General features: G+C 71.8%; 27 protein-coding genes. 9 read left to right on the forward strand and 18 right to left on the reverse strand.

Features of this window, described 5'->3' with window-relative positions; genetic code table 11:
- Positions 1-85 precede the first annotated feature (85 nt).
- Positions 86-1,573, forward strand: coding sequence for a glutamate synthase subunit beta (locus tag HUT18_RS05215; protein WP_176098229.1), 1,488 nt, complete (start codon positions 86-88; stop codon positions 1,571-1,573).
- Between the two features lie 193 nt (positions 1,574-1,766).
- Here the strand turns inward: HUT18_RS05215 and HUT18_RS05220 are convergent, their stop codons facing one another.
- The 3 genes from HUT18_RS05220 to HUT18_RS05230 all read right to left on the reverse strand — a co-directional run bounded on the left by HUT18_RS05220 (position 1,767) and on the right by HUT18_RS05230 (position 3,852).
- The gene (locus HUT18_RS05220) at positions 1,767-2,582 is read right to left on the reverse strand and encodes an SAM-dependent methyltransferase (RefSeq protein WP_176098230.1); all 816 of its coding nucleotides are present in this window, start codon (positions 2,580-2,582) and stop codon (positions 1,767-1,769) included.
- A gap of 154 nt (positions 2,583-2,736) precedes the next feature.
- Positions 2,737-2,988, reverse strand: a complete 252-nt coding sequence (locus HUT18_RS05225; RefSeq protein WP_176098232.1) for a DUF397 domain-containing protein — start codon at positions 2,986-2,988, stop codon at positions 2,737-2,739.
- A complete protein-coding gene (locus HUT18_RS05230; RefSeq protein ID WP_176098234.1) occupies positions 2,989-3,852 on the reverse strand; it encodes a helix-turn-helix transcriptional regulator in 864 nt (287 codons plus the stop codon).
- 166 nt (positions 3,853-4,018) lie between these two features.
- Here HUT18_RS05230 and HUT18_RS05235 point away from each other — a divergent pair, with 166 nt between their 5' ends.
- Together HUT18_RS05235 and HUT18_RS05240 are read left to right on the forward strand one after the other, a co-directional pair.
- Positions 4,019-4,552, forward strand: a complete 534-nt coding sequence (locus HUT18_RS05235; RefSeq protein ID WP_368661504.1) for an ATP-binding protein — start codon at positions 4,019-4,021, stop codon at positions 4,550-4,552.
- A complete protein-coding gene (locus HUT18_RS05240) occupies positions 4,543-4,980 on the forward strand; it encodes a hypothetical protein (protein WP_176098238.1) in 438 nt (145 codons plus the stop codon). Before HUT18_RS05235 ends, HUT18_RS05240 begins: the two co-directional genes overlap by 10 nt.
- Before the next feature lie 274 nt (positions 4,981-5,254).
- Here HUT18_RS05240 and HUT18_RS05245 read toward each other — a convergent pair whose 3' ends face one another.
- From HUT18_RS05245 to HUT18_RS05255, 3 genes are all read right to left on the reverse strand, one after another.
- Positions 5,255-5,461 carry a hypothetical protein gene (locus HUT18_RS05245; protein ID WP_176098240.1) on the reverse strand — a complete coding sequence of 69 codons (207 nt, stop codon included), beginning with the start codon at positions 5,459-5,461 and terminating at the stop codon, positions 5,255-5,257.
- A gap of 10 nt (positions 5,462-5,471) precedes the next feature.
- Positions 5,472-6,236, reverse strand: coding sequence for a DUF899 domain-containing protein (locus HUT18_RS05250; RefSeq protein ID WP_176098242.1), 765 nt, complete (start codon positions 6,234-6,236; stop codon positions 5,472-5,474).
- 173 nt (positions 6,237-6,409) lie between these two features.
- Positions 6,410-7,453 (reverse strand): phosphatidylinositol-specific phospholipase C domain-containing protein, encoded by a 1,044-nt coding sequence (locus HUT18_RS05255; protein ID WP_176098243.1) that lies wholly within the window; start codon positions 7,451-7,453, stop codon positions 6,410-6,412.
- Positions 7,454-7,697: 244 nt separating this feature from the next.
- On the opposite strand from HUT18_RS05255, the gene HUT18_RS05260 reads away from it, so the two are divergent.
- Together HUT18_RS05260 and HUT18_RS05265 are read left to right on the forward strand one after the other, a co-directional pair.
- The gene (locus HUT18_RS05260; protein ID WP_176098245.1) at positions 7,698-8,564 is read left to right on the forward strand and encodes a serine protease; all 867 of its coding nucleotides are present in this window, start codon (positions 7,698-7,700) and stop codon (positions 8,562-8,564) included.
- Between the two features lie 187 nt (positions 8,565-8,751).
- The gene (locus tag HUT18_RS05265; protein WP_176098247.1) at positions 8,752-9,174 is read left to right on the forward strand and encodes a (2Fe-2S) ferredoxin domain-containing protein; all 423 of its coding nucleotides are present in this window, start codon (positions 8,752-8,754) and stop codon (positions 9,172-9,174) included.
- A 20-nt stretch (positions 9,175-9,194) separates the two neighbouring features.
- Here HUT18_RS05265 and HUT18_RS05270 read toward each other — a convergent pair whose 3' ends face one another.
- The gene (locus tag HUT18_RS05270; RefSeq protein ID WP_176098248.1) at positions 9,195-9,587 is read right to left on the reverse strand and encodes a RidA family protein; all 393 of its coding nucleotides are present in this window, start codon (positions 9,585-9,587) and stop codon (positions 9,195-9,197) included.
- Positions 9,588-9,659: 72 nt separating this feature from the next.
- Here HUT18_RS05270 and HUT18_RS05275 point away from each other — a divergent pair, with 72 nt between their 5' ends.
- Both HUT18_RS05275 and HUT18_RS05280 read left to right on the forward strand, forming a co-directional pair.
- Positions 9,660-10,580, forward strand: coding sequence for a LysR family transcriptional regulator (locus HUT18_RS05275; protein ID WP_176098250.1), 921 nt, complete (start codon positions 9,660-9,662; stop codon positions 10,578-10,580).
- Positions 10,581-10,590: 10 nt separating this feature from the next.
- Positions 10,591-11,334 carry an RNA-binding S4 domain-containing protein gene (locus HUT18_RS05280; protein ID WP_176098252.1) on the forward strand — a complete coding sequence of 248 codons (744 nt, stop codon included), beginning with the start codon at positions 10,591-10,593 and terminating at the stop codon, positions 11,332-11,334.
- Positions 11,335-11,465: 131 nt separating this feature from the next.
- Here HUT18_RS05280 and HUT18_RS05285 read toward each other — a convergent pair whose 3' ends face one another.
- Positions 11,466-12,158, reverse strand: a complete 693-nt coding sequence (locus HUT18_RS05285; RefSeq protein ID WP_176098253.1) for a bifunctional 2-polyprenyl-6-hydroxyphenol methylase/3-demethylubiquinol 3-O-methyltransferase UbiG — start codon at positions 12,156-12,158, stop codon at positions 11,466-11,468.
- A gap of 113 nt (positions 12,159-12,271) precedes the next feature.
- On the opposite strand from HUT18_RS05285, the gene HUT18_RS05290 reads away from it, so the two are divergent.
- Positions 12,272-12,556 carry a DUF6343 family protein gene (locus HUT18_RS05290; protein ID WP_176098255.1) on the forward strand — a complete coding sequence of 95 codons (285 nt, stop codon included), beginning with the start codon at positions 12,272-12,274 and terminating at the stop codon, positions 12,554-12,556.
- Between the two features lie 109 nt (positions 12,557-12,665).
- Here the strand turns inward: HUT18_RS05290 and HUT18_RS05295 are convergent, their stop codons facing one another.
- Entirely contained in the window at positions 12,666-13,046 is a 381-nt protein-coding gene (locus tag HUT18_RS05295) for a tetratricopeptide repeat protein (RefSeq protein WP_176098257.1), read from the reverse strand.
- Between the two features lie 50 nt (positions 13,047-13,096).
- Entirely contained in the window at positions 13,097-13,711 is a 615-nt protein-coding gene (gene coaE / locus HUT18_RS05300; protein WP_176098259.1) for a dephospho-CoA kinase, read from the reverse strand.
- 340 nt (positions 13,712-14,051) lie between these two features.
- Between coaE and HUT18_RS05305 the strand changes: the two genes are divergently transcribed.
- Positions 14,052-15,320, forward strand: a complete 1,269-nt coding sequence (locus HUT18_RS05305; protein ID WP_176098261.1) for an MFS transporter — start codon at positions 14,052-14,054, stop codon at positions 15,318-15,320.
- 124 nt (positions 15,321-15,444) lie between these two features.
- Here HUT18_RS05305 and HUT18_RS05310 read toward each other — a convergent pair whose 3' ends face one another.
- From HUT18_RS05310 to HUT18_RS34280, 8 genes are all read right to left on the reverse strand, one after another.
- Entirely contained in the window at positions 15,445-16,323 is an 879-nt protein-coding gene (locus tag HUT18_RS05310) for a helix-turn-helix domain-containing protein (protein ID WP_176098263.1), read from the reverse strand.
- Between the two features lie 176 nt (positions 16,324-16,499).
- Entirely contained in the window at positions 16,500-17,384 is an 885-nt protein-coding gene (locus HUT18_RS05315; RefSeq protein WP_176098264.1) for a trans-aconitate 2-methyltransferase, read from the reverse strand.
- Complete coding sequence (locus tag HUT18_RS05320; protein ID WP_176098266.1) at positions 17,381-18,952, reverse strand: 4-hydroxyphenylacetate 3-hydroxylase N-terminal domain-containing protein; 1,572 nt, start codon at positions 18,950-18,952, stop codon at positions 17,381-17,383. The genes HUT18_RS05315 and HUT18_RS05320 overlap by 4 nt, the downstream gene beginning before the upstream one ends.
- Complete coding sequence (locus HUT18_RS05325) at positions 18,949-19,632, reverse strand: flavin reductase family protein (RefSeq protein WP_176098267.1); 684 nt, start codon at positions 19,630-19,632, stop codon at positions 18,949-18,951. Before HUT18_RS05325 ends, HUT18_RS05320 begins: the two co-directional genes overlap by 4 nt.
- The gene (asnB, locus tag HUT18_RS05330; protein ID WP_176098269.1) at positions 19,629-21,449 is read right to left on the reverse strand and encodes an asparagine synthase (glutamine-hydrolyzing); all 1,821 of its coding nucleotides are present in this window, start codon (positions 21,447-21,449) and stop codon (positions 19,629-19,631) included. The genes HUT18_RS05325 and asnB overlap by 4 nt, the downstream gene beginning before the upstream one ends.
- Positions 21,449-22,279 (reverse strand): hypothetical protein, encoded by an 831-nt coding sequence (locus HUT18_RS05335; protein ID WP_176098271.1) that lies wholly within the window; start codon positions 22,277-22,279, stop codon positions 21,449-21,451. The genes asnB and HUT18_RS05335 overlap by 1 nt, the downstream gene beginning before the upstream one ends.
- A gap of 368 nt (positions 22,280-22,647) precedes the next feature.
- The gene (locus HUT18_RS05340; protein WP_176098273.1) at positions 22,648-23,136 is read right to left on the reverse strand and encodes a hypothetical protein; all 489 of its coding nucleotides are present in this window, start codon (positions 23,134-23,136) and stop codon (positions 22,648-22,650) included.
- A 322-nt stretch (positions 23,137-23,458) separates the two neighbouring features.
- Positions 23,459-23,653 (reverse strand): hypothetical protein, encoded by a 195-nt coding sequence (locus HUT18_RS34280; protein WP_254878431.1) that lies wholly within the window; start codon positions 23,651-23,653, stop codon positions 23,459-23,461.
- Positions 23,654-23,799 lie beyond the last annotated feature (146 nt).

The following is a 23,799-nucleotide window of genomic DNA, read 5'->3' on the forward strand; positions in this document are numbered from 1 at the left end:
ACCCAAAGCGCCCAATCCACCCAACCGCCGTATCGTGGCCCAAGGGGCACCCGAAAGCGTCTCCGCTACAGCTAGGGAAACCCCCATGGCCGACCCCAAGGGTTTTCTCCACACCCCGCGCAAGGACTGGCCGCGCCGTCCCGTCGAGGAGCGGGTCGGGGACTGGGACGAGGTGTATGTGCCCGGGGGCCTGCTGCCGATCATCGCGGAGCAGGCGGACCGGTGTATGGACTGCGGGGTGCCGTTCTGCCATCAGGCGTGCCCGCTCGGGAATCTGATCCCGGAGTGGAACGACCTGGTGGCGCGGGACGACTGGCAGGACGCCTCGGACCGGCTGCACTCGACGAACAACTTCCCCGAGTTCACCGGGCTGCTGTGTCCGGCGCCCTGTGAGTCGGGGTGTGTGCTGGCGATCAATCAGCCCGCGGTGACGATCAAGAACGTGGAGGCGGCGATCGCGGACCGGGCCTGGGCCGAGGGGCTTGCCCCGGCGCGTCCGCCGGACCGTCTTTCGGGGCGCACGGTGGCGGTGGTCGGCTCGGGGCCCGCCGGTCTGGCGGCGGCACAGCAGCTGACGCGGGCGGGGCACACGGTCGTGGTGTACGAGCGCGACGACCGGCTCGGCGGTCTGATGCGGTACGGGATTCCGAGTTTCAAGATGGAGCGGCGCCATCTGGAGCGCAGACTGCGGCAGTTGGAGGAGGAGGGCACGCGGTTTCGGGTGTCGACCCGGGTGGGCCGCGATGTGGACGCGGCGGAGTTGCGTGCGCGGCACGACGCGGTCGTACTGACGGTGGGTGCCACCGCGTCACGTGAACTCCCCTTGCCCGGGCGGGGGTTGAGTGGGATTCATCAGGCGATGGAGTATCTGCCGCTGGCCAACCGGGTGGGCGAGGGAGACTTCGCTGTCTCGCCGGTCGACGCGGCGGGCCGGCATGTGGTGATCGTGGGCGGCGGTGACACGGGCGCGGACTGTCTGGGCACCGCGGTCCGGCAGGGCGCGGCGTCCGTGACGCAGTTGGACATCTATCCGCAACCGGCTCAGGGGCGCGACGAGTTGGCCGAGCCCTGGCCGACGCATCCGAAGGTCTACCGTCTGACGGCCGCGCACGAGGAGGCGGGCGCCCTGCGCTCGGCGCCCGCGGCCGATGCGGATGCCCGGCTGTTCGCGGCGTCGACGGTGCGGTTCACGGGGGACGCCTCGGGTCATGTGCGTGAGGTGCATCTGGTGGAGGTGGATGGGGGGCGCCGGGTGAAGGAGGGTTCGGAGCGGGTGCTCGGGGCCGATCTGGTGCTGCTGGCCCTGGGGTTCACTGGTCCGGATCCGGATGACGGGATCGCCGAGCAGCTGGGTCTGCGGATGGACGCGCGCGGTACGTACGTACGGGACGAGGGGTTCGCGACCGGTGTGCCGGGGGTGTTCGTGGCGGGGGATGCCGGGCGCGGGCAGTCGTTGATCGTCTGGGCGATCGCGGAGGGTCGCTCGGTGGCGGCGGCGGTGGACCGCATGCTGACGGGCCACGACCGGCTTCCGCGGCCGGTCGGACCGTTCGACCGGCCGATGGCCGCGTAGCCGGACGGACTCCCGCGTACCGGCGGACGCCACACACGGGGCTCACCGCACCGACGGACTCACCGGACCGGCGAGGACGGCTGTACCTGCATCTGTGTTACGTGCACGGCTGCACCTGCAGCTGCACTACGTACACGTCTGTACCTGCATTTGTACCTACGCTCCCCCAACTCCCCCAACTCCCCCTCCCACCTCACACCTTGCGCGCAACCGCCCCGAACCCGGGCATCGGCTGGAAGTCCTGCTGGCCCTCGACGGGTTCGCCGAGTTCGGGATGCCAGGTGTCGATGACGGCGACGCCGGGGTCGACGAGTTCGAGTCCGTGGAAGAAGCGTTCGACTTCGTGGCGGTCGCGCAGGGCGAGGGTGATGCCGCTGTTCTTGTAGAGCTCGTCGGCTTCGGCGGCGCCCTTGGGGGTGAACTGCCCGGTGCCGTGGGACAGCATGAGGTAGCTGCCCGTCGGGAGCCCCTGCAGGAAGGCGTCGACGAGGTCGTAGGCGCCGTCCTCGTCGGTGATGAAGTGGAGCAGGGCGATGAGGGAGAGGGCGACGGGCCGGGTGAAGTCGAGGGTGTCGCGGGCGCGTTCGAGGATGTCGGCGGGGTCGCGGACGTCGGCCTGGAGGTAGGCGGTGCGGCCCTCGGGTGTGCTGCGCAGCAGGGCTTCGGCGTGGGCGAGGACGATGGGGTCGTTGTCGCAGTAGACGACGCGGGCCTCGGGCGCGGTGCGCTGGGCGATCTGGTGCAGGTTGGGCTCGGTGGGGATGCCGCTGCCGATGTCCAGGAACTGGGTGATGCCGTGTTGGGCGAGCCAGCGGGTGGCGCGTTGCATGAAGGCGCGGTTGGCGCGGGCCATGATCGGGATGCGCGGTTCGATGGCGAGGAGCTTGCGGCCCATTTCCTCGTCGACGGGGTAGTTGTCCTTGCCGCCGAGCCACCAGTCGTACATGCGGGCCGGGTGCGGCTTGCTGGTGTCGATGCGCGAGCCGGGGGCGCGGTCGTGCCCGGTCATCTGGGCTCCTGGGGGTCGTGGGCGGTGGACGGCCGGTGTCCCGGGCCATGCGTGGCGAGTGCCGTGCGGACCGGGCCGTGAGTGGCGGGTGCCCTGCGGCGGCCCGGGCGGGGTCGGGGCGGAGTTGGGCGGAGCGGAGTCGCGTCGAGCGGGGTCAGGAGAGCAGGAAGTCCGCTTCCCCGGCCTTGGCCCCGAGGATGAACGCGGAGATTTCACCCGTGGTGTAGATCAGCGCGGGGCCGTCGGGGTCGGCGGACTGGCGGACGGCGACCCGGCCGTCGGCGAGCTTCATGGCCTCGACGCAGTTGCCGCCGTTGCCGCCGCTCCACGGCTTGTGCCAGCCCTCGCTGCCGAGTTCGCGTGCGGGCATCCCGTTGTATATGCGCTGGGCCGGGGGATGATCCATTCAGTACTCCTGACGGAGATCCCGGAGGATCTCCTTCGTGCGATGTGCCGTCGCGGCCTGCGCCGCCATACGGTCCATGACCTCGAGGTGAGTGGCCACTTCGGGGCGTGCGTCCAGGTAGACGGCACCGGTCAGGTACTCGCTGTAGACCATGTCGGGGAGTTCGGGCATGGCGAATCGGAACAGCACGAAGGGCCCGTATGTGCCGGGGTGGGGGCCGGAGGCGAACTCGGCGACCTGGAGGGTGACGTTGGGCATCTCCATCGCCTCCAGGAGGCGGTCGATCTGGGCCCGCATGACCGCGGAGTCCCCGGCGGGGCGGCGCAGCGCGGTCTCGTCCATGACGACCCACAGGCGTGGTGCGTCCTCCTCGCGGGTGAGGAGTTGCTGGCGTTGCATGCGCAGCGCGACGTGCCGCTCGATGTCCGCGGGCACGGTCTGTCCGAGGGCGCCGGAGGCCATGACGGCGCGGGCGTAGTCCTCGGTCTGCAGGAGGCCGGGGACGAAGTGGGGGTCGTAGGAGCGGATGAGGCTGGCTGCGCCTTCCAGGCTGACGTACATGGAGAACCAGCCCGGCAGGATGTCGTGGAACCGCTGCCACCAGCCGGGTTTGTTGGCCTCTTCGGCGAGGCTGATGAAAGCTTCCGCCTCGTCGTCGGCCACTCCGTAGGACTTCAGGAGGAGTTGGAGGTAGGGGATTTTGAAGCCGACCTCGGCCATCTCCATGCGGCGGACGGTGGCGGGGGCGACGCGCAGTACCTTGGCGGCTTCCTCCCGCTTGAGGCCCGCGCGTTCACGCAGGTCCTGCAGACGTCGGCCGAGTACGACCTGGCCGACCGTCGGCGCGGACCGCGGCTCGCTCACGTCGTTCCTCCACGATGTCCCAATCCGGTCCGGAGCCGCCCCAACTGGGCGTGTCCGGCACGCTGTTGCGAGCAGTGTGCCATGGGCTGCCAGGAAGGCCCACACCACTCTGCACTTTTCAAAGTGCCACTTGCCAAGTGTTCGTGGCGCGGCGATAGTGGCAAGCGTGACTAGGTCCGCGCCGTTAGGCACAGACGCCGCCGCAGCGGCCCGGGGAACCGTCGGTACGGCGGTCTCCGAGCAGCCCGGTGAGCGCCGTTTTCACTTCGAGCTGGCCCCGCACCCGGGTTCCGCCGCGCGTGCCAGGCGGCTGACCAGGGACCGGCTCGATGGCTGGTCGATCTGCGCGGACACCTGTGAGGCGGCGGAACTCGTCGTCTCCGAACTGGTGACGAACGCCATCGTGCACACGGCGTCCCGGCGCATCGTCTGCGAACTCCGCGACGAGGCGGGCACCTTGCGGATCGCCGTGCGCGACGAGGGTTGTACGGCCTCGGGTCCGAGTCCCTCGCCACAGCGGCCGGAGGAGGAGCACGGGAGGGGATTGCTCCTCGTCTCGGCGGTCTGCTCGTCGTGGGGGGCGCAGGAAACCGGTCCCGGACTGCTGGTCTGGGCGGAACTGCCCCGAGGCCGGACATCGAACGAGCGCGGCGGTACGTCGGCGGTCACAGCGGAAGGGCGGGCACCGGTATGGGCGTGAGCGCAGCTCCCGTGCGGACACTGGACGGTCTCGTCCGTCTCGCGCGGACGCGTCGCTCCCCCCTCACGAGTGCCCCGCTGCGGCTGAGTCTGCCCGGCGACATGTCGACCCCGCTCGGCTGCGACGCGGTCGAAGTGCCCGCGGGCTACGGCCGGTTGCTGCTCGCCCGGCTGCCGCGCGCCGGCTGTGTCTACGCGGACGGCTCGCGCTGGTGGTGGATCGTTCCCTCGGACTCGGACGTGGCCCTGCAGTGGCCCGAGCCCGCGCACTACACCACCGGTGCCCTGGTGCCCGACGTGCCGCGCCCTCCGGGGCTGATCCATCGCCCGGACGCGGAGGTCCCCTACACACCGCCCATTCCGCTGTATCTGGCCCTGTGCCGGCTCACCGGCACCCCGCCCGCGTGGACCCGGCCGGTCGTCGCCTGACCGTCGCGCTCCGGGACCTTTCCCCGGTTCACAAGACCTTTCTCCGGTTCAGGTGCAGCTGAGCCCCGGCCCTCACGGCAGCCGGGGCTCAGCTGTGTCCGGGCTCGCCGGGTGGTGGCCGGAGTGCGGGGGGCTCATGTCCCGTTCCCGGGGCGCATGTTCGCGCCCGGCTCGCGGCCTCGTGCAGAAGCGCACGGTCTCGCGTACTCGCGCAGGGGGAGCACGGCCTCGCGTATGGAGGCACGTTCCTCGGTGCCGCGCTCCCGTACGCCGGTCAGCGCGCCAACGCGCCCCGCAGCATGAGCCCGTGGTGCCTGCCCAGCCGGAGGAACTCCCAGAGCGCGACGGCGCTCACCGACACCGGGGCGCCGAGCACCAAGCCCACCCGGACCGGCAGCGGCGTTCCCTCGTAGGCGCCGGTGAACAGGTCGCGGACGGCCATCACCCAGACCAGGACCACGGTGAGCAGGGGCGGCACCACTTCGTGGATGTCAGTCCTCGTACTCGTCGTGGTACAGCACCCCGTCGTTGCCCGCCGGAGCGCCCAGGGCGGAGGCGCGGCCCGCGGGTTTCTCCCAGTCCTCGCGGCGGCCGAGGGCGGTGAGGTCGAGCAGGCTGCTGGTGGAGCCGAGGCCGTCCAGTCCCCTGGCGTAGGTGGAGTAGGTGTGGAAGACGCGCTCGCCGTCGCGCAGGAAGCAGCTCAGGCCGGGCAGGTCGTAGGGCTGCTCACCGTCGACGTAGTAGCCGGTTCCGGCGCCGCGGTGTTCCTCCTCGGTGCGGTAGTTGTACGCGACCGGGGCCACGGACTCGTCGAAGGAGACGTGGAAGTCGTAGGTGAAGTCGCTGCCGTGGGCCGAGTACCAGGGGACCGTCCAGCCCATGCGCGCCTTGAAGGGCAGGATCTTGCGGTACGGGGCGCGGGAGACGGCCGCGAACGTGGTGCCCCGGGCGTTCAGGTGGGCGAGGTGGCCGATCTGGTCCAGGAAGGCCGAGCAGCTGCGGCATCCTGCGTCCCATTCGGGCTGGAACATGAAGTGGTAGACGACGAGCTGGTCGCGGCCCTCGAAGAGCCCGGCCAGTGTCACCGGCCCGTCGGACCCCTCGAAGAGGTAGTCCTTGTCGATCCGCACCATGGGCAACTCGCGGCGCTCCGCGTTGAGTTCGTCGCGTGCTCGGGTGGCCGCCTTCTCCTTGGCGAGCAGCGTCCTGCGCGCTGCGAGCCACTCCTCGCGGCCGACGATCCTCGGCAGTGCCATGGTCTCCCCCTTCGGGTGCGGTCCTGACCGGCGTCCTCACGGACGTCCTCACGGGTCAGACCGGCGGGGGTCGCGGAACTCATCGGTGCGGGCGGGGATTTCCGGAACTCGTGCGGGAGGGGCGCACGCACCGGGCGGGCCGAGTACCCGCGCCGGCGCGTGCCCCGGGTGCGTCAGCCCGCGGTGCCGCGCGGCAGGACGGTGGCGAGGACGCCGGGCAGCGGGTACCAGTCCGCGGAGGCGATGCTGGCCCGGTTCTCGGCGAGTTGGGCGACCCGCGCCCGCGCCTGGGCCTCGGTCGGATTGACGCCGTCGATCGCCGGGGCGACCTTGTGGGCGTCGGTCATGACGACGAGGTAGTTGTTCGCGGCGTACCAGCGGGTGTCGATGCCGCCGCCCAGGTAGGTGGCGGCGTCGCCGTCGAAGACGACGAACCACGGGCGCAGCGAGGCGTCCTGGTAGCGGGTGCGCGGGTCACCGGCGGCGGCCTTGTGCACGGCGGGGAACGCGGCGGCCTCGCCGAGCCGGCCGGCGGCGGCCAGGTCCCGCAGGTGGGTGGCGTACTCGCGGTCGGTCCACAGGGTGTCGGCCGGGTTGGACTCCTCGACGGTGCCCGGGATCAGCTCGACCAGGAACTTCCCGGCGAGCGCGCCGCGTTCGGGCCAGGCACCGGCCTTGGAAGCCGAGTCCAGGTCCGGGTGGGCGCCCAGGAGGTCGGCGGGACGGAACAGGGCGTCGCCGAGTTTCGCGTCCAGCAGGGCGTCCAGGGCGGCGGGCCCGCGGCCGTTGTTGTTCTGGAAGCCGTCCTTGAGCTCCACCTTGAGGACGACGGGCCGGTGACCCGGGTGCGCCTCGTGCCAGGCGCGGATGTCGGACAGGCAGCCGCCGAGGTCCTGGCTGGTGGGCTTGGTGCGCAGTTCCGCCGGGCTCTGCGCGTTCTCGCAGTTGTTGTCGTTGCCGAGCGGGTTGCTGTGCGAGACGCGCCAGGAGCGGCCGAAGACATTGGTCCACACGTCGAGTTCGAGCATGCCCGCACCGGAGTCCAGGGCGTCGGCGAAGTACGGGTACTTGCTCTTCTCGTAGGCGTTGTGCAGCCCCACGCCGGTGGTCGCCGAGTAGGGCGACTGCTCCGTGTCGGCGGCCGAGGCGGGGCCGGTACCCAGTGCCAGAGCACCCGCCGCCACCAGTGCCGCGGCGGCTCCCGTACGTCCGAACATGTCCCGCTCCCTTCGAGCCCCGTCAAATTCACTGCACGGTAAGGGAGTTGCGTGTCCGCGGGGAAGACACGGGATTTCCGGACCGGAGCAGGGACATGTCAGCGGCAAACGACCCTGTCACGAGTGACGTTGACGGCGGTCCGCTCTTGTCCCGCGACACATGGACACCCCACAATGCCCATGCCAAATCCGGAAGAACCGAAGATTGAAGAACTTCGGTTCGATACACAGAGGAACCCCCCACATGAAGAAGCCTCTGGTCGGTGCGCTGTTCACCGTCGCCCTCCTGGGTGCGGGCATCGCCCCCGCCACCGCGCTGACGGCCTCCGACGCCGCCGCCGCGAAGCCCACCAAGCCCAAGGCCGTCGACTTCGCGGGCACCGTCGCGCTCAGCAACTGCTCCGGCTCCCTGATACGGATGCCCGACTCCAAGCCCGAGGACCCGGCCCTGGTCATGTCCAACGGCCACTGCCTGGAGGAGGGTTTCCCCGCCCCGGGCGAGGTCGTCGTCGACCAGCCCTCCAGCCGTACGTTCACGCTGCTCAAGGGCGACGCGAGCGAGGCCGCGACGCTCACGGCCACCAAGGTCGCCTACGGCACCATGACCGACACCGACCTCTCCGTGTACGAGCTGGACAGCACGTACCAGCAGATCGAGGAGAAGTCGGGCATCAAGGCACTCGAACTCGCCGACCAGCGCCCGGAAGAGGGCAAGGCCATCACCGTGGTCTCCGGCTACTGGAAGAAGACCTACAGCTGCAGCGTCGACGGTTTCGTGCACGAGCTGCGCGAGGGCAAGTGGACCTGGAAGGACTCCATCCGCTACACCCCGGAGTGCAAGACCATCGGCGGCACCTCCGGCTCCCCGGTGATCGACGACGCGACCGGCAAGGTCGTCGCCGTGAACAACACCGGCAACGAGTCCGGCGAGGAGTGCACGGACAACAACCCGTGCGAGGTCGACGAGAACGGCAACGTCACCGTCCACAAGGGCATCAACTACGCCCAGCAGACGTACAACGTCCCCGCCTGCTTCGGCGAGGGCAGCAAGCTGGACCTGGACGCCGAGGGCTGCACCCTGCCCAAGCCGTCCGGCGCCCTGGCCAAGTAAGCACACCCCGAAGGAAGTTGGGGCGGCGCACGCCGCACGCGCACCTGCCCGGTGAGGTGACGGCGGCGCGATGAACACCACGGTGCCGTGGTCCCGGTTGTCTCCGGGACCACGGCACCGTGCATGCTGGTCCGTCGGGCGGCGCGCACCATGGCTGCCCAGGTCACGGCCCCAGGCAAGGAGAACAGTGAGCGTTCGTACGGCGATCCGGCCCGCTCGCGGCGGCCCGTGCACCCTCGTGGTGTGCCGGGGCTGCTGCTGCGGTCAGGCGGCCAAGTACCCCGGCTGGGACCACGCGGCCCAGCTACGGCGGTTCGAGGCCGCGGCGGCCGAGTCCGGCGGGCGGTTCACGGTACGGGTCACCGACTGCCTCGGACCGTGCGACCAGGCCAACATCGTGGTGCTGCGGCCCTCGGCGCAGGGGCGGCTGCGGGGCGGGCGGCCGGTGTGGATCGGCTGGTCGATGGGCGCGGACTGCACGGAGGAGATCATCCGGTGGGCGGCCGAGGGCGGTCCCGGTCTCGTACCGGTGCCCATGACCCTGGAGTTGCAGTCCGTGGAGTCACCGGCCGAACGCAAGCGGCGCAGGGACGGCACCCGGGCGGGCTGACGGCGGGTGAGTGCGGTCACCTATTGGGCGACCCGACGCCGCGCGTACGTCTCGATCTCGATCTTCATACGAGGGTCGGCGAGGCCGCACACGAGCATCGTGGCAGCGGGCCGTACCTCCCCGAACGCACTGCGCAGCACGGGCCAGCAGGGCTCGAAGTCCGCGCGCTCGGGCAACAGATAGCGCACCCGCACCACATCCGCGAAGGTGCACCCCGCCTCGGCCAGCGCGGCCCCGATATTGCGCAGGCACTGCTCGGCCTGGTCGACCACGTCGTCGGAGATGGTCATCGTGGAGTAGTCGAAGCCGGTCGTCCCGGACACGTGCACCCAGTCACCGTCGATCACGGCACGGGCATAACCGATCTGTTCCTCAAAGGTCGAGCCGCTGAGGATCGCGCGTCGCTCTGTCATGCGCCGCACGCTAAGTGTCCCGTACCGATACGTCCAATACTCCCTCGGCGATGATCTGATATCCCTGAGCGTATGGAGCGCCCCGAACTCCCCCTCGCGCAGCTGTACACCTTCGCCGTGCTCGCCGAGGAACTTCACTTCGGCCGCGCGGCCGCCCGACTCGGCATCGCGCAACCGCCGTTGAGCCAGCAGATCCGCCGCCTGGAGGACAAGGTCGGCCATGGTCTGTTCCGTCGCGAGCCGGGCGGCGTCACCCTCACCCCGGCCGGCCGCGAACTGCTGCCCGCGGCACGGCGGGCACTGACCGGCCTGGCCGACGGACTTGCCGCGACACGCGCCGTCGGCGACGGGCGGACCGGCAGCCTGCGCATCGGCTTCGCCGCCTCGCTCGCCCTGACCGTCCTGCCCGGTCTGCTGCGGACCTTCGGCCACCGGTTTCCCGGCGTGCGCCTGGACATCCACGAGATGACCACCGCGCCCCAACTCGCCGCCCTGCGCGACAAGAGCATCGACATCGGCCTGCTCCGCGAACCGCCCGCCGACGACACGGAGATCGGCTTCGCGACCGTACTCGACGAGCCCTTCGTCGCCGTCCTGCCGAAGACGCACCCGCTGGCCGCCCAACGCACCGTGCGCCTCGACCGGTTGGCGCACTCCCCCTTCGTACTCCTGCCCCGCGCGGCCGGTCCGGGACTGTACGACCAGATCACCGGCCTGTGCGTCGCAGCGGGCTTCACGCCGCGGATCGCGCAGCACGCGGTGGAGTGGCAGACGGTGTGCGCGCTGGTGGAAGCCGGTCTCGGCGTCTCCGTGGCCCCGGCGAGCATCCGGCGCATCCGCCTCCAAGGGGTCGCCTTCCGCGGTCTCGGTCCCGGCGTCGCCCGCACCCGGGTCGCCGTCGCCTGGCACAAGAACGAGACGAACCCGCTGGTCGACAACCTTCTGGCGACGGTCGGCCGATATCCACCGGACAGGCTCGCGGACAGACCTTAGGGTCGGTGCCATGACGGCACACACCTCCGACCCGGACGACGGCCACGGCACGAAGAACGACGCGGACGGCGGCGGGTACAAGGCCGCGAACGGCGGCGGGCAAGGCGTGGCGAGCGGTGCGGGGCAGGGCGGATCGGTACGCGTCGACAGCTGGATCTGGTCCGTACGCCTGGTCAAGAGCCGTTCCCTGGCCGCCACCGCCTGCCGTGGCGGACATGTGCGGGTCAACGGCGAGCGGGTCAAGCCCGCGCACGGGGTCACGGTCGGCGACGAGGTACGACTGCGGCACGCGGGCCGGGAGCGGATCGTCGTGGTCACACGGCTGCTGCGCAAGCGCGTGGGCGCACCGGAGGCCGTGCAAGCCTACGTCGACAACAGCCCGCCGCCACCGCCCCGCGAGGCCGTCGCACCCGCGGGCGTACGGGATCGCGGCGCGGGACGCCCCACCAAGCGCGACCGTCGGGACATGGAACGGCTGCGCGGCGGTATCGCGTTCGGCGGGACCGCGGCCCCGGGAGTGCCCCGCGGGTTCAAGGGACCGCATCCGGTGCCGCCCGAGCCGGACGAGTCGTACGAGGGGGACGAGCCGGGCGAGCCGACCGGGCCGGATGCCGGCGAGCCCGGACCCTCCGGGCGGGACGGATCCCGCTCGGGCCGGGACAGCTCGCGCTCCGGACGGGACGAGAACCCCTCCGGCCGGGACAACTCCCGCTCCGGACGCCCCCGTTCGCGAAGGCCCCGCCCGGAGCGGTGACTTGGCACGCGTCACCGCCCCGGACGTGCCTGCCCGGACATGCCTGCCCGGACATGCCTGCCCGGCCGTATCAACCGGTACGGCCGATGTGCGGGAACCGGGCCCGGTGACCCGGTCCCCGCACCGGGTGGTCAGTCGGCGGCGACGGCCCGCACCCAGATCCCGTCCGAGGTGAGATACCGGTCCACGGCGAGACCGGCTTCGGCGAGTGCCGCCTCGAAGGCCTCCTTCGTCAGGGGGCGCGCACGGAAGGTCTGGGTCCAGGAGGCGTCCGGGAACTCGTACTCGACGTGCACCGAGTGGACGCCGCCACCGACCGGTTCGGAGGAGCAGATCCGGACCGTGAACCCGCTCGGATCAACACGCTCGCGCGGCACCCTGGAGTGGTAGTCCTCGCCCTCCCGCTGGATCAGTACGACGCCGCCCGGGCCGAGGTGGCGACGACAGGTGCGCAGCAGTCCCTGCCGGACCCGCTCGTCCCCGGTGTGGACGAGGAAGGAGGCGAGGAGCACGACGTCGAAGGTCTCCCCGAGCTCCAGGCCCTCGATCGGGCCGCACACCGTACGAGCCCCGTCGACCCGCGCCAGCATCTCCGATGATTCGTCCACCGCGGTCACGGTGAAGCCCCGCTCGACCAGGGGATGGGTCATCCGCCCCACCCCGCAGCCCAGTTCGAGCAGCCGCGCCCCCGAGGGCACCGCGGCCGCGATGATGTCCGGCTCGTCGCCGACGGGCAGACGTGCGTAGAGGTCGACCGCGCAGCCGTCCGGCGTGATCGCGCCGGGCCCCGTCCCTTTGTGTCCCGTTCGCATCTGCAGACTCATGCCCTGTCAACGCCCGGACGGCACCCGGCGTTCCCCCGCGAGCACCCTGCGTGCCCCCGCTCCGCGTCGCACACTGGTGGAGAGGAGACCTCCGCCGCCCGGGAGGCGAAACGATGAGGCGCTCGGGAAACGAACCCGTCACCGCGCGCAGCGCCCTGCGCCTGCGCTTCTGGCTGAGCCTGTGGGGCCTGCTCTGGGCCGTGGGCGGAACGGTCGCCTTCGTGCTGGTGGGCAGGCCGGGCTGGGCCGCCGCCTGTGCGGTGCTGTTCCTCGTGGTGGTGACGGACCTGTTCCTGGTCGTACGGCACATCCGGCAGGGGCCGCACTACCAGCCGGGGCCCGAGGTACCGCCGTACCAGCCGCTGGACGATCTCCGGCCGCGTCGACGCCACCGATGAGACGCCACGGCTGAGACGCCACCGCTGAGACGCCACCGCTGAGCGGGACAGTGCCACCGGTCGGACGCGGCGGGTTCCGGGCAGCCCCGGGAGCGGCCCGACCCGGCCCTCAGGAGTCGAAGCGGGCGGCCTGGAGGTACTCGGGCTGGGGGTCGAGCGCGGCCGCGAGCCGGAAGTGGCGCTTGGCCTGCTCGGGGCGTCCGGCCCGCTCGTAGGTGCGGGCGAGGGCGAAGTGGGCGAAGGCGTTGTCCGGCTCGCGCTCCAGCACGATGCTGAACTCCAGCTCGGCGGGCCGTAGTTGGGCGGCGGCGAAGAAGGCGCGGGCCCGCAGCAGGCGGGCCGCGGTGTTCTCCGGGTGCGCGGCGATCACGGAGTCGAGGAGTTTCACCGCTCCTCGGGGGTCGCGCGCGGCGAGCAGTTGCTCGGCAGCGCGGAAGTCGATGACATGCGTCTGCGGCGTCGGTCCGGCGGATCCACTGCTTTCGGGCACGACAGAAGTCCTTCCCTCGCTCCGCTGGTTCAACGCCCGCCGGGCCGCGACTATTCCGCGGCGCTCCGCTCCCCCGCCCTGCGCCGCAGTTCCGCCCAGACCTCGGCGACGCGGGCGTGCAGTGCGGCCAGCTCGCCGTCGTTGTCGATGACGAGGTCGGCGACCGCGCGACGCTGCTCACGGGTGGCCTGGGCGGCCATCCGGGCCCGGGCGTCCTCCTCGCTCATGCCGCGCAGCCCGACCAGGCGCTCCAGCTGGGTCTCGGGCGAGGCGTCCACGACGACGACCAGGTCGTAGAAGGGCGCGAGGCCGTTCTCGGTGAGCAGCGGTACGTCGTGCACCACGACGGCGTCCTGGGCCGCTGCCTTCTCCAGTTCCGCGGACCGGGCCCCGACCAGCGGGTGCACGATGCCGTTCAGGACGGCCAGCTTCTCCTTGTCGGCGAAGACGATGCCGCCGAGTTTCGGCCGGTCCAGGCTGCCGTCCCCGGCGAGCACCTCCTCGCCGAAGGCCTCGACGATCGCCGCGAGCCCGGGCGTACCCGGCTCCACGACCTCGCGCGCGATCCTGTCCGCGTCGATGAGCACCGCACCACTCGCCACGAGCAGCCGGGACACCTCGCTCTTGCCGGCGCCGATGCCACCGGTCAGACCCACCTTCAGCATGGGCGAAAGCCTAGTGCCGCGCGGCGGACGTACGTGCGGGGGTCCGGTGACGGGCCGTTCCCGGCCCTGCGGGAAGGGGCGCCGCGCGGTCCGGCGTCGGCCACGCCGCGGGGCAAAGCTCGCCGGACGCCCAGCCTGTGAGTACGGGTAACAGGACGAACGCCTGTCTGGCTGCCCGGCAGGGCGGCGGAAACGATGGCGGGGGCAGGGCAGCGCAGACGCGCCCACAGCCCCAGGCACCCCGAGCGCCCCAACCGGCGGCATCCGCCGGTGACTTGGTGTGCGGGCCCCTGTCCCTCCTCGTCCCCGCCCTCCCCCTTCCGAAAGGCAGTGATCCCCCGTGAGTTCGAGCGGACAGCAGCCCGCGTTCGACCGATGGCGGTACGCGGGCGTCTTCGTTCTCCTCTTCCTGTTCGGCACCGAGACCTTCCTGGTCTCCCCGCTGCTGCCGAGCATCGCGGACGACATCGACGTCTCCGAGTCCGCCGCCGCCCAGAGCGTCACCGCGTACGTCCTCGTCTACGCGATCGCCGCGCCCTTCCTCGGACTGCTCAGCGACCGCGTCGGACGGCGCCGGGCGCTGCTCGCCGGGACCGTCCTGTTCGCGGTGGCCAACGCGACCGCCGCCGTGTCGACCGGCCTCACCCTGCTGATCGTCTCGCGCGCCCTGGCCGGTCTGGCCGCCGCCGCGGCGGGCCCGGCGATCTGGGCGCACATCGCCGAGACCGCGCCCGAGGAGGTACGCGGCCGGGCGCTCGGGCTCGGCATGGCCCTGTTCTCCTCCGGCCAGGTCATCGGCGTACCGCTCGGCGCGCTCCTTGCCGAAGTCGCGGGCTGGCGTTCGGCGTTCCTCGCCCTGGCCATCGGCACCGCCGCGGCCGTACCGTTGCTGCTGCGCCAGGTGACCGGCGCTCCCCCGGCCGACACCCCGGCGCAGAGCCGCGGAGCGATCGCCGCCGTACTCGCCGCCTGGGGCCACCCCGCGCTGCGCAAGGCTCTGATCGTCAACACGGTCTTCCACGCGGCCAACCTGGGTGCCTACACCTTCCTCGGCGTCCTGCTCGCCGACCGGTTCGATCTGTCGGTGGCCGCGCTCGGCCTGGTCGGTGTCCTGGTCGGCGCGGGCAGCGTGGCCGGTTCCCTGCTGGGCGGCAAGCTGGGCGACCGGGCCCGGGCGGCGGGCCGGAACCATCTGCCGCTGCTGCCGGTGTGGGGGCTGCTCCTCGCGGCGGGCACCGCCCTGACCTCGGTCGGCCCCGGCATCGTGCTCGCCCTCCTCGGCGTGACGATCTGGTTCGTGGCGAGCGGCGGGTTCGTCATCGACCAGCAGACCCTGGCCGGCACCGCCGCACCCGATCTGCGGGCCACCTCCAGCGCCTGGCTGACCTCGACCATGTACGCCGGTACCGGACTCGGCGCCTGGGCCGTGGGCGCCTTCGGTGACACCGGCGACGGCACCCTCGTCGTCGGAGCGGGCCTCGCGCTGATCTCGGCGCTCGCGGCGCTCACCGTCAGCAACGGGCTGCGCCGGAGCGCGTCGGATGCGGCGGCCACGTCGGATGCGGCACCGGCGCCCGGCGCGGGCTCCGAAGAAGCCGCGCGGCCGTAGACCCGAGCGGTGGTGACGGGTCCGGAGAACCGGATCCGTCACCACCGCTCAGCCCGTCACCAAACCGCTCAGTCCAGCAGCACCGCTCAGGCCCTCACCAACCCGCTCAGGCCGTCTTAACCGCTCAGCCCGCCGCGCGCTCCGCGGCGCCCTCCGGTTCCACCGCCCGCAGCGGACGCTCACACAGTGCCGCGATCCGCTGGCGGTCCTGCTCGCTCAGCGGCGTGCAGAGCAGCACCAGCGCGGACGGGTCGTCCACCGGGTGGAAGGACGACAACGACAGGGCCGTCGGCGCCATCCCCGGCGGCTGCACGGTCACCGTGCGGGCCGTCAGCTCCGCCACCGAGTGGCAGTCCCACCAGTGGCGGAGTTCCGGCGCGTCCTCCTCAAGGCGGTCGTAGAGCTCGCCGGTGCGCGGATCGGCGAGCGCGGGTCCCGCCTGGGAACGGAAGTGCTGGAAGATGTTCATGGCCAGCGGCTCCCAGTCGTGCAGCACCGTGCGCAGCCGCTGGTCGGCGACCATCAGCCACATCAGGTTGCGCCGGTCGGCCGGTACGGACTCGGGGCTGCCCCACAGCGCGCTCCACGGCGCGTTCCAGGCGAGCAGGTCGAAGTGCCGGTCGAGCAGCACCGCCGGGCTGACCGGCCAGGAGTCGAGGATCGGCCGGACCGTCGCGGCCAGGCCCGTCGACTCGGCGTCGGACGCCGCCGGTTCGTGGTAACCGGCCAGCCTCATCGCGTGCCGCAGTCCGGCCGCGTCAAGCCGCAGCGCCCTGGCCACCGAGGTCAGCACCTGGCGGCTGGCGGTGACCCGGCCCTGTTCCAGCCAGGTGTACCAGGCCAGGCCGACACCGGACAGCGAGGCGACCTCCTCCCGGCGCAGACCGGGTGTCCGCCGCCGCAGGGTGGCCGTCAGACCCACGTCCGCGGGCTTGAGCAACTCGCGGTGGGCACGCAGAAAGGCACCCAGTTCCTGGCTGGGACCCGGGGTGGCGGTGGACATGGTGACGGCTCCTCGGCCTCGGTCGGCGGGTACGCGGATACGGCGTCCGGGGGTCCGGGCGGCGGTCAACCGGCGCCCGGACCCCCGGAGTTCAACATAGAGCCTGTCGCTCGGATCGTGGCGCGAGCGGCGTCGTACGACACACGCTGTTGACAGCCGGATCCGAACGACAGGCCTCAGGTCGTGTCTGTGCGCTGTCTTGGCTGTGCGCTGTCTTGGCCGCGCGGGACGAGCCGCCACAGCCGCACCGGCATCGCGCTCACCCGTCCCCGCTCCTGCTGCCGCCGCCAGCCCGCCCGGCCGACGGCCCGGAAGAACTCCGCGCGCAGCCCGGGTTCGAGAACCGAGGCGTAGTAGTCGCCGAAGGTGGCCGCGTGGAAGTGCTCGTACTGCGCCGCCTCCCCGACCGTGACCGTCGCCTCCCGCTCCCACCAGGTGTCGACGGTGAAGAACTCGCCGAGCAGTGAGGCGAGTTCGTCCTCGGGGCGGGTGCGGGTGGCGATCGGCAGGACGCCGCGGTCGGCGAGCAGTCCGGGTACCGCCTCGGGTGCGATGCCGAGGCCGGTCAGGGCCTCCCGGACGATGTCGTCCTCGCCACCGAGTCCGTGCTCGTCGCGCGCGGGGTGGTAGGTGGTGAGCAGGAAGCTGCCACCGGGTGCGAGATGGTCGCGCACCCATGCCAGTACCCGTTGTTCGACCGGGAACAGCCAGTGCAGTACCGAGGTCATCGTCACCACGTCGGCCCGGTGCGGCAGTGGCGCGGGAGCGGTGAGGTCGGCCTGGTGCAGGGCCACCCGGGAGGCGTACGGGCGCAGCCGTTCGCCCGCCTCGGCGATCCGGTGCTCGGAGCGTTCCAGGCCCACGGCCAGCCGCAGCGAGGGGTGGCGTTCGAGTGCCGCCTGGAGCAACTGCCCTATGCCGCTGCCGAGATCGACCAGTACCTCGGGCTCGCCGGTGACCCGGTCGAGCACCCAGTCGCGGTCGTGGACCTGGCGCAGTCTGCTGGCGTCGTCGTACCCGCCGAGGGTACGGGCCTGGGCTTCGGTGCCGGACAGGGTCACGAGTGCTCCTCACGGGTGGCTGCCGGGTCGGCGGGGACGGCCGAGGCGGCGGGGACGACGGGTACGGCCGAGTCGGCGACGACGGGGGGTACGGCCGAGGCGGCTGAGGTCGGGGCGGCGATGAAGTCCTCCAGGCGGCGCCGGACCTCGCTCTGGTCGTACCGCTTGAAGAGGTTGATCCGGTTGCGGGCGAGGTCGCCGCGGTGGACCAGTTCGTAGAGGTGCTGGCGCTGGCCGAAACCGTCGCCGGTCAGTTCCCAGGCCAGCCGCAGCAGCCGGGACTTGCGCGCGGCGTCGATGCCCTTGCCGCGCATGTAGCGGTCCAGGAGGGGGCGCAGCCTGTCGTGTTCGAGGTCCTTCTCGGTGGGCTGGATCAGCAGTCCCGAGGCGCCGATGCGGCGCAGCACGTCCACCGCGCTGTCGGCCACCTCGGCCGACCAGACCCGGCTGGCGGCAGTGTCACCGGGGGCGAGCAGCCCGCCGTCGGTGACGGTGGCGCGGGCCTCGGCCGCGTCGAGGAAGATCTCGGTCAGTTCGGCGTACGAGGCGAGGCGGCCGAGGTCCTCCTGGATGTTGCGGAAGCCGTCGACGCCGATGCTCTCGGCCACCAGGGTGGCGGTGGCGAGCAGGGTGCGCAGCCGCTCCCGGTAACGGACGTGCCCGATGTACGCGGACCAGGCGTTGATCCGGCCGAGTCCGGTACGGGCCAGGTCGGCGTCCTTGAGCAGGAAGACCCGGTCCCAGGGGACGAGGACGTCGTCGAAGAAGAGCATGGCGTCCTGCTCGTCGTAGCGGGCGCCCAACGGATGTGCGTGGCCCCAGGTTTCGGCGCCCAGCGGCTCCCGGCACAGCGTCACCAGGCCGGGGGCGTTCAGGGGCAGCGCGAACCAGACGACGAACTGTTCGCCGCGCCGCTGGGTGAACGACGCGGACAGATAGACGAGGACTTCGTGGGCGAGCGGCGCGAGCGTGGTGAGCTGCTTGGCGCCGCGTACGACGATGCCGCGGTCGTTCTCCTCCAGGACCCGCAGGGCGAGGTCCGGGTCGTCCACCGGGTCGGCGGAGCGGTCGATCTGGGGGTCGCCGAGCGCGTGCGAGAGCACCAGGTCGTTGGTGGCGCAGTGCCGGTACCAGGCCGCCGCGTTGGCGCCGAAGCCCGGCCGGGACTTGTCCAGGAGGTTGCGGAAGTCGTAGACGCCGACGGCGATCGAGGCCATGAAGGCGGGTGAACGGCCGTGCTGGCCAAAGGCATTGGCGTGCCAGAACTCGGCGCTGCGGCGCTGCAGCCGCAGTTCTTCGAGGGTGGTGGGCGGCTGGTAGGCGCGGGCCAGCCGCTGCCCGCTCTCGGGGTCCTGGTAGGTGAGCAACTCCCGGTGCTGGGGGTCGTGTTGGAGGTCGAGCAGGTCGGCGAGGGCGTCGGCCGCGGGGCGGAAGGCGGGGTGCCCGGCGGGGTCCGCCACCCGCTTTCCGTCGAGGTACAGCTCCCGGCCGTCGTCGAGTTCGGCGCGGTACCGGTCGCCGGTGAGCAGCCCCCGGCCGGTGGCGGCGGAGGTGTCCAGGAGGGTCATGTGCGGGCTCCCGTGGAGGGTATGGGCGGGCGGGCCAGCGAGTGGTACTCGCCGTGGTGGTAGAGGAGCGGCTCGCCGGGCACCGCGTCCGCGGCGGCGACCTGTCCGACCAGGACGGCGTGGTCGCCGCCGGGCAGCACGGCGTGCAACCGGCAGTCGAACCAGGCCAGACAGTCGTCGAGGACGGGTGTTCCGGTGGTCCGCGGGCGCATCGCCGCCGCGGCGAACGGGCCGAGGGGGCGACCGGATCCCGGTGCGGCGAACTGCCGGGCCAGCGGCTCCTGGTGGCGGGCGAGGACCGACACCGCGTACCGGCCGTCGGCGCGGACCGCCTCGGCGAGGGGGCTGCGGGCGTTGACCGCGACGGTGACCAGGAGCGGGTCGAGGGAGAGGGTGACCAGCGAGGAGACCGTCTTGGCGAAGACCTCCTCGCCGTGCCGGGCGGTGACCACGGCGACCCCGGTACTCCAGCGGCGGGCGGCGGCGCGGAAGGCGTCGGCGGTGGCCTGACCGTGCGGGCCGGGGCGCGCCACGGCGTGCGGATCAGGGAGCGCTCCGGTGTGCGGGCCAGAAGGCGCTCCGGCCTGCGCCCCGGCGTGGGACCCCGCGTGCGGCCCGGCGTGCGGCCCGGCGTGCGGCCCGACCGCGCGGGCCGAGGCGCCGGTGTGCGGGGCGCTCACCGCAGCCCCACCCGGTAGGCGCGCAGCCACTCGTCGACCTGTACCAGGTGGTCGAGGCCGCCCACCGGGTTGGGCGCGGTGCGCGGACTGGGCAGGGTACGGCCCTCGGCCAGCGCCCGGCGTACGGTCTCCCGGTCGACCAGGTCGAACACCGGGGCCGCGGGGTCGGCGAGCAGATCGTGGGCCCGCTCGGTGAGCACCTCGGTGTAGCGCACGGCCGGTGTCGAGGGGTAGCCGCTCTTGGGCCGGTCGGCCACCTGGGGCGGCAGCAGATCGCGTACCGCGTCCCGCAGCAGCCCCTTGGGCCGTCCGTCCGGCGCCTTGAGGGACCAGGGCACGTTCCACGCGTACTCCACCAGCCGGTGGTCGCAGAACGGCACCCGCACTTCGAGACCGACCGACATGCTGACCCGGTCGACCCGCTCCAGCAGGGGCGGCAGCCAGCGGGTCAGCGCCAGGTGGAACAACTCGCGGACCCGGCGGTCCTCGTCGCTCTCGCCGGGCAGCGCAGGGGTCTGGGCCAGCGTGGCCCGGTACTGCTCGGCGGTGTACTCCTCGGGCCGGACCTCGGCGCGTACCTCCGGGCGCAGCAGCGCGGCCGGGGTGGTGCGGCCGTGCAGCCAGGGGAAGGTTTCGGCGGCGCGGGCGGCCGGGTCGTGGAAGTAGGGGTAGCCGCCAAAGATCTCGTCGGCGGCCTCCCCGGACAGGGCGACCGTGGAGCGTCGGCGCACCTCGCGGAAGAGCAGGTGCAGCGAGGCGTCCATCTCGCCCCAGCCGGGCCTGTCCCGGGCTCGCAGTACGGCCTGCCGGGCGTCGAGGAGGTCGTCGTCGGGGATGAGGACCGAGGTGTGCAGGCTGCCGATGTGCTCGGCGGCGGCCTTGACGAACGGGGCGTCGGCTCCGGTGCGCCAGTCGTCGGGCGCCCGGTCCGCGCTGCCGGGGAAGTCCACCGAGAAGCTGCTCACCTTGCCCTGCCCGGCGCGTTCCCGGGCCAGCGCGGCGAGTGCGGTGATGGCGCTGGAGTCGACGCCGCCGGACAGCAGCGTGCACAGCGGTACGTCGCTCATCAACTGGCGTTCCACCGCGTCGGCGAGGAGCTCGCGCACCGTGTGCCGGGTGGTCGCCGCGTCGTCGGTGTGCGGCGCCGACTCCAGGTGCCAGTACCGCGTCTCGCGGGTCACCGAGCGCCGTACCCGGACCAGATGGCCGGGGCGCACCTCGCGCAGGCCCCGGAAGAGGCCGTGCCCGGCCGTGGGCGCGGCGGGCAGCGCGAACAGTTCGGCGATGCCCTCGGCGTCCAGCTCGGCCCGGAAGTCCGGGTGAGCGAGCACGGCCTTCGGCTCGGACCCGAACAGGACACCGGTCCCGTGAACGTGCCAGTACAGCGGCTTGATGCCCAAGTGGTCGCGGACCAGGAGCAGTTCCTCGGTCCGTGCGTCCCACAGCGCGTAGCCGAAGATGCCGTTGAAGCGCCGCGGGGCGTCCGCGCCCCACTGCAGATGGGCGCGCAGGACGACCTCGGTGTCGGAGCGGGTACGGAAGGTGTGACCGAGACCGGTCAACTCCCGCCGCAGTTCGGTGTGGTTGTACAGCTCGCCGTTGTAGGTGAGGACCGTGTGATCGGCCTCAAGCGGCTGGGCGCCGCCGTCGAGGTCGATGACGGACAGCCTGCGGTGGCCGAGCGCGACGTGCCGGGAGACCCAGGTGCCGGAGGCGTCCGGGCCGCGGCAGGCGAGGGTTTCGGCCATCCTCGCGACGGTGGCGCGGTGGGTCCGCAGGTCGGTGGCCCAGTCGAGCCATCCGGTGACTCCGCACATCACCGCTCCCCGGAAGGGTCGGCGGGCAGGTCCCGCGGGGCGGTGGCCTCCCAGCGGCAGCCGTGCCCGGTGGGTCCGGTGCGCAGGCTGTGGGAGGGCTCGAAGCCCTTGGCGCGGATGTTCGCGGACAGGGCCTTGGTGCAGTACGTGCAGGGTGAGGCCAGGGTGATGCGGACGCCGGAGCGGCGGGCCTTCTCGCGGTAGTCCCAGATCGCGCAGTGGGTGATGGTCAGGGCGGCCCGGTCGGCGGCGCCGGATGCGGTGTCGTCGTCGAACTCGTAGTCGGATCCGTACAGTTCGGCCTGCCGGGCGATGCGGTGCACGGGGTCGGCGGCGCCCCGGCCGTGGTCGGGCTCCACGTCGGAGTGCACCGCGGAGATGGCCCGGGCCCAGTCGGCGAGTACCTGTTCGCCGTAGCGGATCACCAGGAAGCGTTCCATGAGGGCCTGGCCGCGGAAGAAGACGCGCTGCCAGCCGAGGGGACCGTCCGAGGGGTCCGGCAGGTCCGCGAAGATCTCGGCCTGGAGGGCGAACCAGTCGGACAGATGGCGGTTGTTGACGTGACGCTCGGCGAGCAGCCGGGTCAGACCGGCCTCCGCCTCGTGCAGCCGCTGCCGCCACAGCGCGGACCGTTCGGCCTCCGGCATGGTCCGGTAGGTGTTGCGCAGCGGATTGGCGGAGGGAGGACGGGGCTCTGGCGGGTGCTCGCGGCCCAGTAGGGTGGTGACGGGGTGTCCGGTCTCCCGGGCCCCGGCACTGTCGTCCGCGGTGGTCGCCGGAACCCCGTCGGAATCGCCGCGCGCGATGCCTCCTGCGGGCGCATCGCTCATCTCGAACTCCTTCGCAGTGGGGAGCGGACCGGTCGGGTCCTGTTGACCGGAAACGCTAGGGACCAGGTCACCGCGCCAGAAGCCCCGAAAGGCGGCGCCGGCGGCGACGATCGGAGCCCGGGAACTGCTCCGAAGGTCGCCCCCGGGTCGCCCGGCCGCGATACGCGAAAGGGCGGGCACCCGAAGGTGCCCGCCCTTGTGTGTCCGTGCCTCCAGGGCACGTATTGAGTCGTGATCAGTTGGTGGTCCGGGTGGGGTCTCGGTGGGACACGAAGACCTCCGCGCGGTGAAGACTCGACACGTCCACCACACCGGAGGTCTCCGCCATGATCAAGCCCAAGCGTCAACAATGCTCGTGATCAATACACCTAGCCGCAGCTCCTGATGTGGTAGACGGGGTTCCAGTCCTGCCAGCGCTGAACGCCGTCCGCGTTGGCGTAGGTGACCTCGCTCCAGCTGCTGTTGTAGAAGATCGCCTGGGCGTGGTTGGTCTGCTGGTTGAGGTAGTAGCCGCCGCCGTTCCAGTAGGCCAGGTCGTAGTAGTCGCAGTACCAGAAGTGGAAGACTTTCCAGCTCGTGGTGGTGGGGTCCCACGCCAGGGCGCACAGGTAGCCGACCTTGCACAGGTAGTAACCGTTGGCGTCAACGTGGGAGGTCTGTACCGCCGGCGTGACGGAAGGGGCGTAGCCGCCGAAGGTGGTGCCGCCGCCGTTGCCGGTGGGTGCGGCCGGCGCCACGTGGAGGGTCTGGGCGGGTCCCGCGGCAGTGGGTGCGGCGGCGTGAGCGGTGGCACCGGCGCCCGCGAACAGGGCACTGGCGGCGGCCAGCGCGACAACGAGCCTGCGGAAACTGGTCATGGTTGAGTCCCTTCCCTCGGCTGATCTGATTTCAGGCGGTTGTGTGGCACCTCGCCATCACAAACTGGTCACTGTGGCGTAAAGACGCCTTCCGGCCGGCATCGTGTCGGCCATGCGCGAGCGCAGACCCCTGAGCCCGAGCCGACGCTCTTCTTCTCCGCTACAGCACCGGGTTAGATGAGTGCGCGTGTCTGATGCCAACCTGACAAGTGGATTGGCGGCTTGAGGCTTACCGAGAGCCCCGCCGACGGGCTGTACCGGAGTTTGACGAGTCCCGGGCAAACAGCTGATTCCGGGATAGAGCAACGGGAGAGGACAACCTCTAATACCAGCCGGTGCAGACGACCTGCCCCCAGGACCTGCCGCAGGCTCGCATGACCATGCCGTCGTCATCGTAGGCAGGCGTGTAACCCCAGGTATCTGTCCCCAGCATCATCCAGCCCAACTGCGGTTCCCAACGCCCTGCGTTGGCATCCGTCAGGCTCCGTGCGCGGTCGACCCAGAGCTCGTCGTACATGTGCCCGTACTGTATGCGGCCCCACGCGCAGGCGGCTGTGCTGCTGTAGCGCAGCTCGTAAAGGGTGCCGCTGGCAGCTCGTACCGACCTCTTCGTCGAGGGGCTTTCCAACGAGCTCGGGTCCATACCGTCGCAGGTCCGCATGG

Origin of the sequence: Streptomyces sp. NA04227 (genome assembly GCF_013364195.1) — a bacterium.
Lineage (GTDB): Bacteria > Actinomycetota > Actinomycetes > Streptomycetales > Streptomycetaceae > Streptomyces.

Bases quoted from the DNA above. Each gene is read 5' to 3' on its own strand.
- HUT18_RS05215 (WP_176098229.1), top strand. From the start codon at position 86: ATGGCCGACCCCAAGGGTTTTCTCCACACCCCGCGCAAGGACTGGCCG.
- HUT18_RS05220 (WP_176098230.1), bottom strand. From the start codon at position 2,582: ATGACCGGGCACGACCGCGCCCCCGGCTCGCGCATCGACACCAGCAAG.
- HUT18_RS05225 (WP_176098232.1), bottom strand. From the start codon at position 2,988: ATGGATCATCCCCCGGCCCAGCGCATATACAACGGGATGCCCGCACGC.
- HUT18_RS05240 (WP_176098238.1), top strand. From the start codon at position 4,543: ATGGGCGTGAGCGCAGCTCCCGTGCGGACACTGGACGGTCTCGTCCGT.
- HUT18_RS05250 (WP_176098242.1), bottom strand. From the start codon at position 6,236: ATGGCACTGCCGAGGATCGTCGGCCGCGAGGAGTGGCTCGCAGCGCGC.
- HUT18_RS05255 (WP_176098243.1), bottom strand. From the start codon at position 7,453: ATGTTCGGACGTACGGGAGCCGCCGCGGCACTGGTGGCGGCGGGTGCT.
- HUT18_RS05260 (WP_176098245.1), top strand. From the start codon at position 7,698: ATGAAGAAGCCTCTGGTCGGTGCGCTGTTCACCGTCGCCCTCCTGGGT.
- HUT18_RS05270 (WP_176098248.1), bottom strand. From the start codon at position 9,587: ATGACAGAGCGACGCGCGATCCTCAGCGGCTCGACCTTTGAGGAACAG.
- HUT18_RS05275 (WP_176098250.1), top strand. From the start codon at position 9,660: ATGGAGCGCCCCGAACTCCCCCTCGCGCAGCTGTACACCTTCGCCGTG.
- HUT18_RS05280 (WP_176098252.1), top strand. From the start codon at position 10,591: ATGACGGCACACACCTCCGACCCGGACGACGGCCACGGCACGAAGAAC.
- HUT18_RS05285 (WP_176098253.1), bottom strand. From the start codon at position 12,158: ATGAGTCTGCAGATGCGAACGGGACACAAAGGGACGGGGCCCGGCGCG.
- HUT18_RS05290 (WP_176098255.1), top strand. From the start codon at position 12,272: ATGAGGCGCTCGGGAAACGAACCCGTCACCGCGCGCAGCGCCCTGCGC.
- coaE (WP_176098259.1), bottom strand. From the start codon at position 13,711: ATGCTGAAGGTGGGTCTGACCGGTGGCATCGGCGCCGGCAAGAGCGAG.
- HUT18_RS05310 (WP_176098263.1), bottom strand. From the start codon at position 16,323: ATGTCCACCGCCACCCCGGGTCCCAGCCAGGAACTGGGTGCCTTTCTG.
- HUT18_RS05320 (WP_176098266.1), bottom strand. From the start codon at position 18,952: ATGACCCTCCTGGACACCTCCGCCGCCACCGGCCGGGGGCTGCTCACC.
- asnB (WP_176098269.1), bottom strand. From the start codon at position 21,449: ATGTGCGGAGTCACCGGATGGCTCGACTGGGCCACCGACCTGCGGACC.
- HUT18_RS05335 (WP_176098271.1), bottom strand. From the start codon at position 22,279: ATGAGCGATGCGCCCGCAGGAGGCATCGCGCGCGGCGATTCCGACGGG.
- HUT18_RS05340 (WP_176098273.1), bottom strand. From the start codon at position 23,136: ATGACCAGTTTCCGCAGGCTCGTTGTCGCGCTGGCCGCCGCCAGTGCC.
- HUT18_RS34280 (WP_254878431.1), bottom strand. From the start codon at position 23,653: ATGTACGACGAGCTCTGGGTCGACCGCGCACGGAGCCTGACGGATGCC.